The organism is Streptomyces sp. TLI_053 (assembly GCF_900105395.1).
Taxonomy (GTDB): Bacteria; Actinomycetota; Actinomycetes; order Streptomycetales; family Streptomycetaceae; genus Kitasatospora.
On the sequence record NZ_LT629775.1, the window covers coordinates 3,976,891 to 3,991,989 of the forward strand.

Genomic DNA, 15,099 nt, shown 5'->3' on the forward strand with positions numbered 1-15,099 from the left:
ACCACCGTGGAGCTCGCCTCGTACGCCGATCTGGCCGTCCGGCTGGTGAACACCGAGGAGCCCGAGCGCGGCACCGACTCGCTGACCTCGGTGGACGGGGTGCGGGCGCTGTTCTCGGACTCCTCCCGTGCCCGTAGCCTCGCCGACGAATCGGACCTGCCCCGGCTGCGGGCCGTCCGCACCCGGCTGCGCGGGGTCTTCGAGGCCGCCGCCGAGGGCGAGGAGGTGCGCAGCGTCGACCTGCTGAACAGCCTGCTGATGGAGTTCCCGGTCAGCCCGCTGGTCTCCGGGCACGACTACCTCGACGCGGCCGGCCGGCCCCGCTGGCACCTGCACCTCGCCGACAACTCGCCGACCGCCACGGCGCACTTCAGCGCCGTCGCCTGCATGGGCCTGGCCGTCCACCTGACCGAACTGGGTGCCGACCGGCTCGGCATCTGCCAGGCCGCGCCCTGCCGCAACGCCTATCTGGACACCTCGACCAACCGGTCCCGCCGGTACTGCTCGGACCGCTGCGCCACCCGCGCCAATGTCGCCGCCTACCGGGCCCGCAAGCGCCTGGAGGCCCAGGAGGCCGCGGCGGCCGGGCGCTGACGGAGCCGCCGGGCGGTACCGGCTGCGGACCGGGAGTCCCGTCGGCACGGGGACGAGGCCGCGCGGCCTAGCGGACCGGGAGTTCCTCCGGCCGGATCCAGACGCCGAGGCGGCGGGCGAGCCCGGGCACCCGTGCCAGCGGGGCGGCCAGCAACAGCCGCTCCAGCCGCCGTCCGGGCGCCAGCCAGGCCGGGCGCGGGCGCAGCCGCAGCAGCACCCGGCCGAGCACCAGCTCGTCCGGCACCGCTCCGTAGCTGCGGCTGTCGCTGTCCACCGGCCGGTTGTCGGAGAGCAGCCACCAGCCCTTGGGGCGACGACCGTCGGCCCGCTTGACCACCAGCAGGTTCTGCTGGAACGGGTGACGGAACACCACCACCGCACCGGGCCGGATCCGCCCGCCGTAACGGACCAGCAGCTGGTCCCCGTCGCGCAGCGTCGGCACCATCGAGTCCCCCGCCACGTCGATCAGCCCGAACGGCGCGCCGCCGCCCGGCGGCCCGTCCTCCGGTTCCGCGCTCCGTGCCACGGCTCCTCCTCCCGGCTCGCGTCCCGCCGTGTCCCGCGTCCTGCTGTCGTGTCGTCGCCCTGTCGGGCCGTCGCACTGTCGGGCACCAGTCTGCCGCACCGGCCGACGCCCGCCGATGTCCGGATTGATCCGGTTCCGGCTCCGTCATTTGCCCCGGGCGGGCCGCCCGGCCGGGAGCCCGGACGGTCCGACAGGTAATCTCGGGCGCGGGAAGACGATCCAAGGAAGGACTCCCATGATCTCTCGTCTGTTTGCACCCCGCGCCACCGCCCACGCCCACTGCGACCTGCCCTGCGGTGTCTACGACCCGGCCCAGGCCCGGATCGAGGCCGAGTCGGTCAAGGCCACCCAGGAGAAGTACCAGGCCAACGAGGACGCGCACTTCCGCGCCCGCGCGGTCATCATCAAGGAGCAGCGCGCCGAGGCCGTCAAGCACCACATCTCGGTGCTGTGGAGCGACTACTTCAAGGCCCCGCACTTCGAGAAGTACCCGCAGCTGCACCAGCTCATCAACGACACCCTGAAGGCCGCCTCGGCCGCCAAGGCGTCCACCGACCCGGCCACCGGCCAGGCGCTGCTCGACCTCATCGCCGAGGTGGACAAGATCTTCTGGGAGACCAAGCAGGGCTGATCCCCGCCCGGTCGCCTTTCGGCCGCCCCCGTCCGGATCCGGGCGGGGGCGGCCGTGCGTCCGGGGCCGGTCGCGCGTTCGGGCCGGACGGGCCGGACGGGCCGGACGGGTACGAGCGTTCGGGCGGTAAGGGTCTCAGCACGGGAGCGCTTGTTATGCTGCCAGGGCGTCCCGCGGGGGAAGCCGGTGCGAATCCGGCGCTGACCCGCAACGGTAAGCGGCCCCCGCGGCCGTGAGCCCGATCGCCCGGGGGCGCCGACCTCCCGACAACTCGCCGCGGACTGCGAGGGGATGGCGCCCCGGCACACCCGCGACCGGCCGCGCCGCCCCTCGCCGCACCCGGCCCGAGGCAAGGCGTGCCACCAGTGAGCAGCACCACCACGGTCGCACCGGCCACCGCCGCGGCCCCACCGGGCCACCGCCGGACACCCGCCCTCCCACTGGCCGTCGCGCTCGCCGCGGCCCTGCTCGGCTCGCTGGTCTGCGCCGTCGCAGTGGGCTCCGCCGGCCTCGGCTGGGGACAGGTCCTGCGACTCCTGGGCGCGGGCCTGACAGGCGGGCGGCTGGAGGCCGACGAGGCGGCCGCGTACGCCATCGTCTGGGAGATCCGGCTGCCGCGCGCCGTCCTGGCCGCCGTGGTCGGCGCCGGACTCGCCGCCACCGGGGTCGCCGTCCAGGCGATGGTCCGCAACGCGCTCGCCGACCCCTTCGTGCTCGGCATCTCCTCCGGGGCCTCGGTCGGCGCCAACGCCGTGCTGATGTTCGGCGCCTTCGCCTCGCTCGGCGTCTGGGCGCTCTCCGCCTCCGCCTTCGTGTCGGCCCTGCTGGCCATGGTGCTGGTCTACCTGACGGCCCGTACCGCCCACGGGCTCACGCCGCTGCGGCTGGTGCTCACCGGCACCGCGATGTCCTACGGCTTCTCCGCCGTGACCGCGCTGATGGTCTTCGCCGCCGCCCGCGGCGAGGCCGCCCGCTCGGCCATGATGTGGCTGCTCGGCAGCCTGGGCGGGGCCACCTGGGGCTCGGTGCCGATCGCCGCCGTCACCGTCCTGGCCGGCCTGGCGTACCTGGCCCGGGCCGCCGGGCGGCTGGACGCGCTGGCGATGGGCGACGAGACGGCCGCCTCGCTCGGTGTGGACCCGGACCGGTTGCGGCGCGCGCTGTTCGTGGTGACCGCGGCCGTCACCGGCACCGTGGTCGCGGTCAGCGGGGCGATCGGCTTCGTCGGACTGATGGTCCCGCACCTGGCCCGGATGCTGGTCGGCGCCGGCCACCGCCGGCTGCTGCTGGTCGCGCCGCTCGCCGGGGCCCTGCTGCTGGTCTGGGTGGACATCGTCTCGCGCACCCTGCTGGCCCCCGCCGAACTGCCCGTCGGCGTGGTCACCGCGGCCGTCGGGGTGCCCTGCTTCCTGCTGCTGATGCGCCGTCGCGGCTACGCCTTCGGGGGCGGCCGGTGAGCGCCGCCGGCACCGGCGCCCTGGACCTCGCCGTCGACCGGGTCTCGGTCGACCTGGCCGGCGTCAGACTGGTCCACGAGGTCACCCTGACCGCCGCCGCCGGCCAGGTGGTCGGCCTGGTCGGCCCGAACGGCAGCGGCAAGTCCACCCTGCTGCGCTGCGTCTACCGGGCGCTGCGGCCCGCCGCCGGGGCCGTCCTGCTCGGCGGCGAGGAGATCCACCGGCTCGCCCCGCGCGAGGCCGCCCGGCGGGTGGCGGCGCTGCCGCAGGAGCACTCCGCCGAGTTCGACTTCACCGTCGCCGAGGTGGTCGGCATGGGCCGGCTGCCGCACCGGCGCGGCGCCCTGGGCGGCCCGTCCGCGGCCGACGAGGAGCACTGCGCCGCCGCGCTCGGCCGGGTCGGCGCCGGGCACCTGGCCGGCCGGGGCTTCCTGAGCCTCTCCGGGGGCGAGAAGCAGCGGGTGCTGATCGCCCGCGCGCTGGTCCAGGAACCCCGGGTGCTGGTGCTCGACGAACCCACCAACCACCTGGACATCACCCATCAGCTGGAGGTGCTGGCGCTGGTCCGGGAGACCGGGACGACGGTGCTCACCGCCCTGCACGACCTCAATCTGGCCGCCGGTCACTGCGATCTGCTGTACGTGCTCGCCGAGGGGCGGATCGTCGCCTCCGGAACGCCCGCCGAGGTGCTCGAACCGGCGCTGCTGGCGGAGGTGTTCAAGGTCCGCGCGACGCCGGTCCGGCACCCGGTCACCGGCGCCGTCCAGCTGCTGTTCGACCGCCTGTCCTGACCGGCCCCGCCCGCTCCCCGTACCACCGACCGTCCACCGCCCCGAGGATCCACCATGCGCACCAAGGCCGTTGCCACCGCCGCTCTGCTCGCCCTCGTCCTGACCGGCTGCGGCGCCGAGATAGCCCCGGGCGGCGACGCCGCCGCCTCCGCCCACTACCCGGTGACCGTCGAGAACTGCGGTGCCCCGGTGACCTTCGCGCAGAAGCCCGCCCGGGTGGTGACGAACGACGTCGGCATCACCGAGCTGATGTTCGCGCTCGGGCTGGAGGACCGGATGGCCGGCTACGTGATGCCGGACGACAAGGGCCAGGTCGACAAGGTGGCCTGGAAGGACGCCTACCAGCGCGCCCCGTGGCTCTCCAAGAAGCAGATCACCAAGGAGATCGCGCTGGAGGCGAAGGCCGACCTGGTGTTCGCCGGCTGGCACTACGGCTTCGACGAGAGCAGCGGCGTCACCCCGCAGGCGCTGGCCGGCCTCGGCATCGGCTCCTACGTGCTCACCGAGTCCTGCCGCAGCGGCAAGGGCACCGAGCGCGGGGTGATGTCCCCGCTGCACGCGCTGTACACGGACCTCACCAACCTGGGCGAGATCTTCGACGTCCGGGACCGGGCGGACCGGCTGGTCGCCGGGTTCAAGGCGGAGATCGCCGCCGTCCCCGAGCCGGCCTACCGCCCGGGCGTCTTCCTGTACGACAGCGGCGAGGACAAGCCCTTCACCTCCGGCCGGTTCGCCGCCCCGGAGGAGATCATCACCAAGGCCGGCGGGCGGAACGTGACCGGCGACCTCGCCGACTCCTGGGCCACCGTGGGCTGGGAGACCGTGGTCGAGCGCGACCCCGAGGTGATCGTGATCAACAACTACGGCACCCCGGACGCCGAGGCGAAGCGGCGGTTCCTGAAGTCCTTCCCGCCGCTGGCCGGCGTCTCGGCCGTCCGCAACGACCGGATCCTCGTCCTGGACTACGTCGACCTGGTCGAGAGCCCCCGCAACCCGGCCGCGATCACCGCGCTGGCGGCCTATCTGCGGACCGTCCCGGCCCGCTGAGGCACCGGCCGTCCCGGCCTCGACCCGACGGCCCGGGGCGGCCCGGGACGGTCCGGGGACGGCCCCAGTAGGCTCGGAGGCATGATCCGCACCGCAGTCCCCGCCGACGTCCCCGTCGTCCACCGCATGATCCACGAGCTCGCGGAGTACGAGAAGGCCCCGCACGAGGCGGTCGCCACCGAGGAGCAGCTGCGGGCCGCCCTCTTCGGCGAGCAGCCGGCCGTGTTCGGCCTGATCGCCGAGGACGACACCACCGGCGAGCCGGTCGGCTTCGCGCTCTGGTTCCTCAACTTCTCGACCTGGCGCGGCAGCCACGGGATCTACCTGGAGGACCTCTACGTCAGTCCGACCGCCCGCGGCGGCGGCCACGGCAAGGCGCTGCTGCTGGAACTCGCCCGGATCGCCGTCGAGCGCGGCTACGCCCGGGTCGAGTGGTCCGTACTGGACTGGAACCGGCCCTCGATCGACTTCTACGAGGCGCTCGGCGCAGTGCCGATGAACGGGTGGACCGTCTACCGTCTCACCGACGAGGCCCTCGTCGCCGCCGGCACCCGCTGACCCCGGCCCGCCCTCCCGGACGCTCCCGGTCCGGGCGCGCGGAGGGCGTACGCGGAGGGCGCGCACGGTCCTCGTCGGACCCCTGCCACCCTGAGTCGCGATGCCTTACCATGAGTGACTCCCGCTCCGGGGCACTAACGCGGTAACGTCTCGGGCGGACGGCGGCGTCCGGGCGACCCCCGAGGGGTATGACCGGTACGTACCGCACCACCCCTCTGGACAGTTGGGGCGAAGCAGTTGAGCCAAGCAACAGACAGTGCCGCGGCCACCGGCCCGGAAGCACAGCGCGTCACCCAGGAGGTGAGGGTGTCCCAGATCGACGGCGAGCCCGGGGTCCAGGACTTCGTAGAGGTCCGACTGCCCGCGGCCGGGGCCTATCTCTCGGTCCTGCGTACAGCCACGGCGGGCCTCGCGGCCCGGCTGGACTTCACCCTGGACGAGATCGAGGACCTGCGGATCGCGGTCGACGAGGCCTGCGCCATCCTGCTCCAGCAGGCCGTTCCCGGCTCGGTCCTCTCCTGCGAGTTCCGCCTGGTCGGCGACTCCCTGAAGGTGATCGTCTCGGCGCCCACCACCGACGGCCGGGCGCCCGAACGCGACACCTTCGCCTGGACCGTGCTCTCCGCGCTGGCCGGCGAGGTGGAGTCCTCGGTCGCCGAGGACAACACCGTGTCGATCAGCCTGCACAAGAAGCGCGGCGGCTCCGCCGCGCACTAGGCCGGCCGCGGCAGCGCGGCAGCAGCACCGAACAAGGGCCGTCCGCCCGGCACCACCGGGCCGGACGGACGGCTCCCGGTACCGCCCCCACCCGGCGGTACGACCATCGAGACGAACCGGGACCGGCGGTCCCGGTGCTCCCGGAACGGAACGGGGGAATGGCCGTGAGTGATCTGGACCGTACCGGCCTCGCGACGGCGGGCCCTGCCGTACCGACCCAGGCGAGCGTCCCCGGCCTCGCCGCTAACGACGAAGCGCACCCGAAGGACGCCCACCGGATGAGCCAGCCGACCGAGCCGACGCCCGAGTCGTCGCCCGATCAGTCGCCCCCGCCCGTGCCGTCGGCCGCGGACCTCCCGCCGGCCGACCGCCCGGACGGGGGTCCGGACAGCGACGGCCCGGAGGACGGCGCCGCCGACGAGGCGGCGCGGGCGCTGCGTGCCGCGGTGCCCGCCCAGGGTCCGCAGCGCAGCGGTGCCCCGGACCGCGAGGCGGCCCGGGCGCTGTTCGTCCGGCTGTCCGCGCTGCCCGAGGGCTCCCCGGAGCGCGTCGAGCTGCGCAACCAGCTGGTGCGGATGCACATCCCGCTGGTCGAGCACCTGGCCCGGCGGTTCCGCAACCGGGGCGAGCCGCTGGACGACCTCACCCAGGTCGCCACCATCGGGCTGATCAAGTCGGTGGACCGCTTCGACCACGAGCGCGGGGTCGAGTTCTCCACCTACGCGACGCCGACCATCGTCGGCGAGATCAAGCGGCACTTCCGCGACAAGGGCTGGGCGGTCCGGGTGCCGCGCCGGCTCCAGGAGCTTCGGCTGTCGCTCACCACGGCGACCAGCGAGCTCTCCCAGCGGCACGGCCGCTCCCCCACGGTGCACGAGCTGGCCGAGCACCTCGGGATCTCCGAGGAGGACGTGCTGGAGGGGCTGGAGTCCGCCAACGCGTACTCCACGCTGTCACTGGACGTGCCGGACAACGACGACGAGTCGCCGGCCGTCGCGGACACCCTGGGCGCCACCGACGAGGCCCTCGAGGGCGTCGAGTACCGCGAGTCGCTCAAGCCGCTGCTCGCCCAACTGCCGCCCCGGGAGCAGAAGATCCTGGTGCTGCGGTTCTTCCGCAACATGACGCAGTCGCAGATCGCGGCCGAGGTGGGCATCTCCCAGATGCACGTCTCCCGACTGCTCGCCCGGACGCTCGCGCAGCTGCGGGAGAAGCTGCTGGTGGAGGAGTAGGGCCGGAGAACAGGACCGACGGCCGCCGGGCGGCGGCCGTCGGCAGGACGCGGTACCGGAAGGCGGCGGCCCTCCGCGCTCAGCCCTCGTGCGGAGCGTAGAGGGCCGCCGTCGACTTCGGGCTGAGCAGGGCGCCGATGCCGACCAGGCCGAGCAGGCCGACGCCCGCGCCGACGGCGGCCATCGCGCCGCCGCTCTGCCACATGTAGTAGGCCACCGGCAGGCAGATCGAGTTGGTCAGCACGGCCGGGCTGCGGCCCCAGCGGCGGCCCTGGAGCAGCGCCCGGGCGGCGAGCAGCGGCAGCACGCCGAGCAGCACGATCACCAGGCCGCCGAACTCGTTCAGGGCGAGCTGCTTGGACTGGCCGGACAGGGCGGCGACCATGTCCCAGACGCCCACGACGGCCAGCGCGGCGCCCGCGACGGCCGTGATGGCGGCGCCCACGGTGAGGGCGGTCGGACGGCCGGCACCGGGCGCGGGTACGGGTGCGGAGGATTCTGCGGTCACTCCAGCAGGGTAGCCGCCGGGAGGTCCGTACCGACCCGTAGGCTGAGCACATGCGCGCTCTCCTGGTCGTCAACCCGAAAGCGACCACCACCAGCGGTCGCACCAGGGACGTCCTGATCCACGCCCTGCGCAGCGACCTCAAGCTGGAGGTGGCGCAGACCCAGTACCGGGGCCACGCGCGCGACCTGGCCCGCCAGGCGGTCGAGGACGGCACGGTCGACCTGGTGGTGGCCCTGGGCGGCGACGGCACCGTCAACGAGGCGGTCAACGGCCTGCTCTCGCACGGCCCGGGCGAGAGGGTCCCCCGGCTGGCCGTGGTCCCGGGCGGTTCGACCAATGTGTTCGCCCGTGCGCTGGGACTGCCGAACGACCCGGTGGAGGCGACCGGCGCGCTGCTGAACGCCCTGGAGAACCGGCGGGAACGCCCGATCGGGCTGGGCAAGGCGATGACCGAGGGGCTGCCGGACCGCTGGTTCACCTTCACCGCGGGGCTCGGCTTCGACGCCGGAGTGGTGGGCCGGGTCGAGGAGCAGCGCCGGGCGGGGCGCAAGTCCACGCACGCGCTCTATGTCACGCAGGCGCTCCGCCACTTCGTCACCCAGCGTGAGCAGCGCAGATCAGGCCCGGTTTCCCTGGAGCTGGCGGGCCACGGGCCGGTGCCCGGCCTGGCGCTGGCCATAGTCAGCAACACCTCGCCCTGGACGTTCCTGGGCAACCGCCCGGTCTATCCCTCGCCGCTCGCCTCCTTCGACGCGGACCTCGACGTCTTCGGCATCACCCGGATGACGGCGTTCGGCACCGCTCGAACGGTCCGTCAGATCCTGCGGTCGCACGGGCCTTCGAGCGACGGCGCCGCATCACCGGGCCCTTCCGGGAAGCATGTCGTCTCCTATCACGACGTCCGTCACTTCACCTTGGTTTCGGAGGAACCGGCCCCGTTCCAGGTCGACGGGGACCACCTTGGGTCCAGGAGTCGCGTCAGTTTCACAGGCGTACGGCGGGCACTGCGTGTGATTGTGTGACTAGAAGGGCCCTTCCCCCTTCTTCTCGAACGCACAAGCCCCCTTCACTCCATAGAAGTACTGGCTGTGAGCTAGGCGACACCGAAGAATCAAAAATTCCTCCCTGAAGGGGGTTGTATCCGGGCTCGAGGTTTGCGAACCTCTACATGGCGATCGGGACACATCGCAGCGACGGCAACCTCAGAACCTGTTGGGTGCCGACCGCGGAGTGTCCCTCGAATCGCCGAATCCCTCCCCAGCACAGACCTCCCGGGCCCGATGGGCCTTTGGTCTCTTTTGCTGTTGCGGGATTCGTGAAAGCGTTCACATTCACAAGGACCATCGATGTGCCGTGCGGGTGACCCCCGTCGGCAGGAGGAGTTGGACGACCATGGACTGGCGCCACCGCGCTGTCTGCCGCGAAGAGGACCCGGAGCTGTTCTTCCCGATCGGGAACACCGGTCCTGCTCTGCTGCAGATCGAGGAAGCCAAGGCCGTGTGCCGCCGCTGTCCGGTCATGGAGCAGTGCCTCCAGTGGGCCCTCGAGACCGGCCAGGACGCCGGCGTCTGGGGCGGCATGAGCGAGGACGAGCGTCGTGCGATGAAGCGTCGCGCCGCCCGCAACCGCGCCCGTACGGCCTGACCCGCACCGCCTGATCACACGCCGTAGTACCAGCAGTAACCACCGCACCGATCAACACATGATCAAAGGCTTCGCCTGCACTTCCTGGTGAAGCCTTCCGTACAAAGGACCTTGCCCGAAAAGGTCCTGCGACACTTGCCCGCCCAGCCACTTGATACTGTTCACTTAGAGCAATATTGTGGAGCTGTGGCGCTCACCGTGTGCAACGCACCGGCGAGTGGCGCACCACTTGAGCCCCCGTTCCGGCCGACTCCCCCCGACGGCCGGAACGGGTTGAGAGGCCCTGTCGACCCACCCCCCCCGGTCGACAGGGCCTCGTTTTTTCCTTCGCCGACTTCACACCGCGGACGGTGGTGAAGGAGCGGGCCACCGGCGCTCACGCCAGTCGCACGCTCCCCCACACCCCGGTACGTCTCAGCGCACCGGGATCTCCAGCACCACCTTGGTGCCGCCGTTCGGGCCCGCCACCATGTCGAAGGTGCCGCCCAGCTCCCCGGTGGCCAGCGTCCGGACGATCTGCAGCCCGAGGTTGCCCGCCTGCTGCGGGTCGAAGCCCTCCGGCATGCCCTTGCCGTCGTCCTGCACGGTGATCAGCAGGTACTCCTCCGGCCGCGCCCCGCCGTTCCAGCTGTCCGACCAGCCCATCCCGGTGGCCGGCGCCCGGCCGCGCAGCGCGCTGACCTCCAGGCTGCCGGAGGCGCTCGGCCCGAACGCGTGCTCCAGCGCGTTCTGCAGCAGCTCCGTGAGCACCATCGCCAGCGGGGTGGCCACCTCGGCCGAGAGGATGCCGAAACTGCCGCTGCGCCGGGTCGCCACCCGGCCGTCCTGGGACAGCTCCACCACCATGGCCAGCACCCGGTCGGCGATCTCGTCGAAGGCCACCTTCTCGTCCAGCGCCTGGGACAGCGTCTCGTGCACGATCGCAATCGAGCCGACCCGGCGGACCGCCTCGTCCAGGGCGGCCCGGCCGGCCTCCGAGTCCATCCGGCGGGACTGCAGGCGCAGCAGCGCGGCGACCGTCTGCAGGTTGTTCTTCACCCGGTGGTGGATCTCCCGGATGGTGGCGTCCTTGGTCATCAGTTCGCGGTCGCGGCGGCGCAGTTCGGTGACGTCGCGGCAGAGCACCAGCGAGCCCGTCAGCGTGCCCTTGGGCTTGAGCGGGATGGCCCGCAGGGTCACCACCCCGCCCTGGACCTCCACCTCGGTCTGCCGGGGCGCCCAGCCGCTCGCCAGCTTGACCAGCGCCTCGTGCACGGCCGCCCGGGAGGGCGGCACCAGTTCGGCGGTCGCCCGGCCCAGGTGGCTGCCGACCAGATCGGCGGTGAGGCCGAGCCGGTGGTAGGCGGAGAGCGCGTTGGGGCTGGCGTAGGTGACCACGCCGTCCGCGTCGAGCCGGATCAGGCCGTCGCCGACCCGGGGCGCGGCGTCCATGTCGGTCTGTTCGACCCCCGGGTAGGGGAAGGTGCCGGCGGCGATCATCTGGGCCAGGTCGGAGGCGCTCTGCAGATAGGTGAGCTCCAGCCGGCTGGGGGTGCGGACGGTCAGCAGGTTGGTGTTGCGGGCGATCACCCCGAGCACCTTGCCCTCGCGCCGCACCGGGATCGACTCGACCCGGACCGGCACCTCCTCGCGCCACTCCGGGTCGCCCTCGCGCACGATCCGGCCCTCGTCGTAGGCGGCGTCCAGCAGGGGGCGGCGGCCGCGCGGGACGAGGTGGCCGACCATGTCGTCCTGGTAGGAGGTCGGGCCGGTGTTGGGCCGCATCTGGGCGACCGAGACGTACCGGATGCCGTCCCAGGTGGGGATCCACAGGACCAGGTCGGCGAAGGACAGGTCGGAGAGCAGCTGCCACTCCGAGACCAGCATGTGCAGCCACTCCACATCGGCACCGGTCAGGGTGGTGTGGCGGCGGACGAGTTCGTTCAGCGAGGGCACAGGCTGAGCGTAGCTCCAGGGGCGCGGGAACGGCCCGGGCCCACCCCCGGCCGACGGGTGCCGCGGCCGCTCCGCCAAGTTGTCCAGACCAATTTGCGGGCCGGCCTGGACAAGCCAGATTGGTCTAGTCCACAATGAAAGGGCACCAAGGAGAGGCCCACCGCGCAACTGCCCTGACCGCGCGAGGCCCCTCCTCGGTCGGACGCCGCCGAGCGAGGACCCCGCACAGTTCTCGGTCATACACGGCGCCCGACGACAGCTCCGGGCTGCGGTGCCGCATGGGTTGAGGGTCCCGTGTCGGCGCCGTGGCCCGTAGTGCTTTCCAGGCCCCGGGCCGCGACGTCACGTCGCGGCCCGTCGTGCTGTCCGGGCCCGTTCCGCCCCGCAGGCGCAGGCCGGAACGCCGGGACCCCCGTCCACAGGCTGTGGACGGGGGTCCCGGCGTTCTGCGCGTCAGTGGCGTCAGTGGGTCTCGGTGACCTTGGCGAGGGCGCGGGGGGCGTCCGGGTCCTGGCCCCGGGCGATGGTGACCTCGTAGGCCAGCAGCTGCAGCGGCAGGATCTCCAGGATCGGCTGCACCTCCTCCGGCACGCCGGCCGGCAGCGCGAAGCCCGCCGAGGCGGACTCCACCTGCGCCTGCTGGCCCACCACGACCAGGTCCGCGCCGCGGCCGCGCAGGCGGTCCAGCACCGGCTGCAGGGCCTCGCCGCCCTTGCCGTCCGGGACGATCGCGATGACCGGGGAGACGTTGTCGACCATGGCCAGCGGACCGTGCAGCAGGTCGGCGCCGGAGAACGGGGAGGCCGGGATGTAGGTGGTCTCCATGAGCTTCAGCGCCGCCTCGCGGGCGGTCGGGTAGCCGTAGCCGCGCGAGGTGATGACCAGGCGCTGGGCGAAGCGGTAGCGGTCGGCCAGGGCCTTGACCTCGTCCTGGCGGGCCAGGATCCCGGCGGCCAGCTCCGGCAGGTCCTTGGCGGCCGCGCCGTCGCCGCCGCGCAGGCCCTCGATCAGCAGGTAGAGGGCGAGCAGCTCGGCGGTGTAGGTCTTGGTGGCCGGGAGGGCCTTCTCCGGGCCCGCCAGCACGTCGATGTGGAACTCGGAGACCTCGGCCAGCGGCGAGCCCGCGTTGTTGGTGACGGCGAGGGTGATGGCCCCGGCCTCGCGGGCCGCCTTGGTGGAGGCGACCAGGTCGGGCGAACCGCCCGACTGGCTGACGGTGATCACCAGCACGTCGGTCAGGTCCGGCTTGGCCCCGTACGCGGTGGTGGTGGACATCGAGGTGAGACCGGCCGGCTTGCCGAGCAGGATCTCGATCAGGTACTTGGCGTACAGCGCCGCGTTGTCCGAGGTGCCGCGCGCGGTCAGCAGGACGAAGCGCGGCTTGCGGGCGGCGATCTGCCCGGCGATCTCGAAGATCTTGGGGGCGCCCTCGTCGAGGATGCGCTGCAGGACGGCCGGCTGCTCGGCCATCTCCGCCGCCATGATCCGGCCAGGGACGGTCTGCGTGTCGGACATCGTGGGGTGCCTCCGATGAGATGGTTCCACCCCGCCCGGGCGGGAATGCCCGGCGGGGACCTCTACGGCGGCGAGTCCGCACACTCGCTCCGGTGATTGCTGCGGCAATCCTACGGGGGCCGCCCGGGTGCGGCACATCCGAGGACGTGGTCACGCCCGGTCCGGCGGCCGCCGGGGGTGCCCCCGGGAGTGCGGAGCCCCTCCCGGCGGTGCGGGGAGGGGCTCCGGTTCCGGGGCGGCGACTGCTCAGCCGGCCTTGTTGATCAGCTGGTCGATGGCGGCGTCCGCCTCCTTGGTGGCCTGGTCCACCGGCTTGCCCTTGAGGATCGCGGTCAGCATGTCCGGCAGGATCTTCTGCTTCTCCACCAGGCCCCAGCCGGGGGCCAGCGGGGTGAACCAGGCGTCCGGCACCGCGTTGGCCGCGGCGGCGGTGGCGGGCTTGCTCTTCAGCGGGTTCAGCTGGGTGAGGTTGTTCGGCAGGATGTCCTTGTCCGCCAGTGCCTGCTCGGACTTGGTGCTGGTGAACATCCGGACCCAGTCGGTGGCCAGGGCCGCGGCGGGCGACTTCGCGGTGACGGCGAGCGCCGAGCCGCCGATGAAGGTCGGCAGCGGCTTGCCGCCCGGCCCGGGCATCGTGGCCACCTTGACGGCGTCCTTGAGGCTCGGGTCGCCGGTGACCGGGGCGGCGACGCTGGCGGCCTCGTAGCCGTTGCCGTAGAAGGTCGCCGCGTGGCCGCGGGCCATCGCCTCGTACTGGTTCTGCTCGTTGAGCGTCAGATCGCCCTTGTTGTACTTGCGCACCAGGTCGACGAAGTGGTTGATGCCCTGCTGCGACTTGGGGTCGCTCAGGGTGCCGTGCCAGTTGCCGCCGCTGTCGAAGCGCGCGATGGCGCCGCCGTACGCGGAGACGTAGCTCATCGCGGCGTACCAGTACGGGCCGGGCAGGTAGAGCGGGGAGTAGGTCTTGTCGGCCTTGTTCTTGTCGGCGATCCGGTCCAGCGCCGTGCGCAGCTCGTCCTCGGTCTTCGGGAAGTCGGCGCTGCCCGTCGCCTGCTGGAGGGCCGCCGCGTTGTAGATCGCGACCCGGGCGCCCGCGTAGTAGGGCACGCACCAGAGCTTGTCCTGGTAGGTGCAGGTGTTGGCGAGTGCCTTGATCCAGCTGTCGGCGTTGTCGAAGGTGGTCCGTTCGACCGGCGCCAGCTGGCCGGAGAGCACGTACTTCATGGTCTCGGTGTTGCCGAGTTCGACCACGTCCGGGGCGGTGCCGTCGGCGATCGCCTTGTCGAGCTTGGCGACCTTGTCGGCCCAGCCCTGGTAGGCGAGCCGCAGGGTGACCTTGGGGTACTTGGCCGCGAACTCGTCGTTGACCCGCTGGACGAGGTCGGGCCAGCTCTTCTGGGCGTCGTCCATCAGCCAGACCGTGACGGTGCCGGTGGCGGACTGCGGGTCCGCCGAGGCCGACTTGCCGCCGGAGGCCGGACCGCCCGACGAACAGGCCGTCAGACCCGCGGCCAGCGCCATGATGCCGACCGACGCCATGAACCGAGGCTTTCCCACGCCATCCTCCGAGGTGTTTGAGCTGTGCCCGCCGGCAGCGTGCTGGCTGCCCGACGGGACGGTGTCCGGGGAGGGCGGCGAAGAGCTTCGGGGTGGGCCGATACCACATCCGGGGAAATTGAAATTCGAACCGGATGGACTGGAGCCTGGCCTAGACCACTGCTGGTGTCAACGCCAAATGACCTGGCAGGAACGGCCGTTGCAGACCTGTTGTACCCCGTGGGCGATCAGTTGCGCGGCGGTCACCCTAAGTAGAACTTAAGGGTGCCTTAAGGAGGATTTGAGGGAACACCGTCAGGTTGTTCGAATCGGCAGGTCAACCGGCCCGCGGAGGTCCGGGGACGCCGACGGGCCCGCCATGCGGCATGCGCATGACGGGCCCGTCGG

15 protein-coding genes and 1 riboswitch are annotated in these 15,099 nt (G+C 72.4%); of the genes, 10 read left to right on the plus strand and 5 right to left on the minus strand.

All coding sequences use genetic code 11. The features are described 5' to 3' along the window. Positions 1-6: 6 nt before the first annotated feature. The gene (locus tag BLU95_RS15765) at positions 7-594 is read left to right on the plus strand and encodes a CGNR zinc finger domain-containing protein (protein WP_093860577.1); all 588 of its coding nucleotides are present in this window, start codon (positions 7-9) and stop codon (positions 592-594) included. A gap of 67 nt (positions 595-661) precedes the next feature. Here the strand turns inward: BLU95_RS15765 and sodX are convergent, their stop codons facing one another. Further along, positions 662-1,039 (minus strand): nickel-type superoxide dismutase maturation protease, encoded by a 378-nt coding sequence (gene sodX / locus BLU95_RS15770; protein ID WP_093864900.1) that lies wholly within the window; start codon positions 1,037-1,039, stop codon positions 662-664. A 316-nt stretch (positions 1,040-1,355) separates the two neighbouring features. Between sodX and sodN the strand changes: the two genes are divergently transcribed. The 7 genes from sodN (at position 1,356) to BLU95_RS15805 (ending at position 7,553) form a co-directional block, all read left to right on the plus strand. Continuing rightward, positions 1,356-1,751: a superoxide dismutase, Ni gene (gene sodN, locus BLU95_RS15775; protein WP_093860578.1), complete on the plus strand. Its 396-nt coding sequence runs from the start codon at positions 1,356-1,358 to the stop codon at positions 1,749-1,751. 177 nt (positions 1,752-1,928) lie between these two features. Further along, a riboswitch (cobalamin riboswitch) is annotated at positions 1,929-1,991 on the plus strand. Positions 1,992-2,116: 125 nt separating this feature from the next. Further along, positions 2,117-3,208: an iron ABC transporter permease gene (locus BLU95_RS15780; RefSeq protein ID WP_093860579.1), complete on the plus strand. Its 1,092-nt coding sequence runs from the start codon at positions 2,117-2,119 to the stop codon at positions 3,206-3,208. Then, a complete protein-coding gene (locus tag BLU95_RS15785; RefSeq protein WP_502689844.1) occupies positions 3,205-3,999 on the plus strand; it encodes an ABC transporter ATP-binding protein in 795 nt (264 codons plus the stop codon). The genes BLU95_RS15780 and BLU95_RS15785 overlap by 4 nt, the downstream gene beginning before the upstream one ends. Before the next feature lie 54 nt (positions 4,000-4,053). Next, a complete protein-coding gene (locus BLU95_RS15790; RefSeq protein ID WP_093860580.1) occupies positions 4,054-5,046 on the plus strand; it encodes an ABC transporter substrate-binding protein in 993 nt (330 codons plus the stop codon). A gap of 81 nt (positions 5,047-5,127) precedes the next feature. Then, positions 5,128-5,604: a GNAT family N-acetyltransferase gene (locus tag BLU95_RS15795; protein WP_093860581.1), complete on the plus strand. Its 477-nt coding sequence runs from the start codon at positions 5,128-5,130 to the stop codon at positions 5,602-5,604. A 306-nt stretch (positions 5,605-5,910) separates the two neighbouring features. Further along, positions 5,911-6,321 (plus strand): ATP-binding protein, encoded by a 411-nt coding sequence (locus tag BLU95_RS15800; protein WP_093860582.1) that lies wholly within the window; start codon positions 5,911-5,913, stop codon positions 6,319-6,321. A 164-nt stretch (positions 6,322-6,485) separates the two neighbouring features. Next, on the plus strand, positions 6,486-7,553 hold the full coding sequence (locus BLU95_RS15805) for an RNA polymerase sigma factor SigF (RefSeq protein WP_231978586.1): 1,068 nt from the start codon (positions 6,486-6,488) through the stop codon (positions 7,551-7,553). Positions 7,554-7,632: 79 nt separating this feature from the next. On the opposite strand, the gene BLU95_RS15810 is transcribed toward BLU95_RS15805, so the two are convergent. Continuing rightward, the gene (locus tag BLU95_RS15810) at positions 7,633-8,061 is read right to left on the minus strand and encodes a hypothetical protein (RefSeq protein ID WP_093860584.1); all 429 of its coding nucleotides are present in this window, start codon (positions 8,059-8,061) and stop codon (positions 7,633-7,635) included. A gap of 50 nt (positions 8,062-8,111) precedes the next feature. Here BLU95_RS15810 and BLU95_RS15815 point away from each other — a divergent pair, with 50 nt between their 5' ends. Both BLU95_RS15815 and BLU95_RS15820 read left to right on the plus strand, forming a co-directional pair. Beyond that, the gene (locus tag BLU95_RS15815; RefSeq protein ID WP_093860585.1) at positions 8,112-9,083 is read left to right on the plus strand and encodes a diacylglycerol/lipid kinase family protein; all 972 of its coding nucleotides are present in this window, start codon (positions 8,112-8,114) and stop codon (positions 9,081-9,083) included. Between the two features lie 370 nt (positions 9,084-9,453). Next, positions 9,454-9,705, plus strand: coding sequence for a WhiB family transcriptional regulator (locus tag BLU95_RS15820; protein ID WP_014138019.1), 252 nt, complete (start codon positions 9,454-9,456; stop codon positions 9,703-9,705). Between the two features lie 414 nt (positions 9,706-10,119). Here BLU95_RS15820 and BLU95_RS15825 read toward each other — a convergent pair whose 3' ends face one another. From BLU95_RS15825 to BLU95_RS15835, 3 genes are all read right to left on the minus strand, one after another. Beyond that, a complete protein-coding gene (locus tag BLU95_RS15825; RefSeq protein WP_286158633.1) occupies positions 10,120-11,640 on the minus strand; it encodes a sensor histidine kinase in 1,521 nt (506 codons plus the stop codon). Positions 11,641-12,102: 462 nt separating this feature from the next. After that, positions 12,103-13,155: an SIS domain-containing protein gene (locus BLU95_RS15830; RefSeq protein ID WP_093860586.1), complete on the minus strand. Its 1,053-nt coding sequence runs from the start codon at positions 13,153-13,155 to the stop codon at positions 12,103-12,105. A 246-nt stretch (positions 13,156-13,401) separates the two neighbouring features. After that, complete coding sequence (locus tag BLU95_RS15835; protein ID WP_093860587.1) at positions 13,402-14,694, minus strand: extracellular solute-binding protein; 1,293 nt, start codon at positions 14,692-14,694, stop codon at positions 13,402-13,404. Positions 14,695-15,099 lie beyond the last annotated feature (405 nt).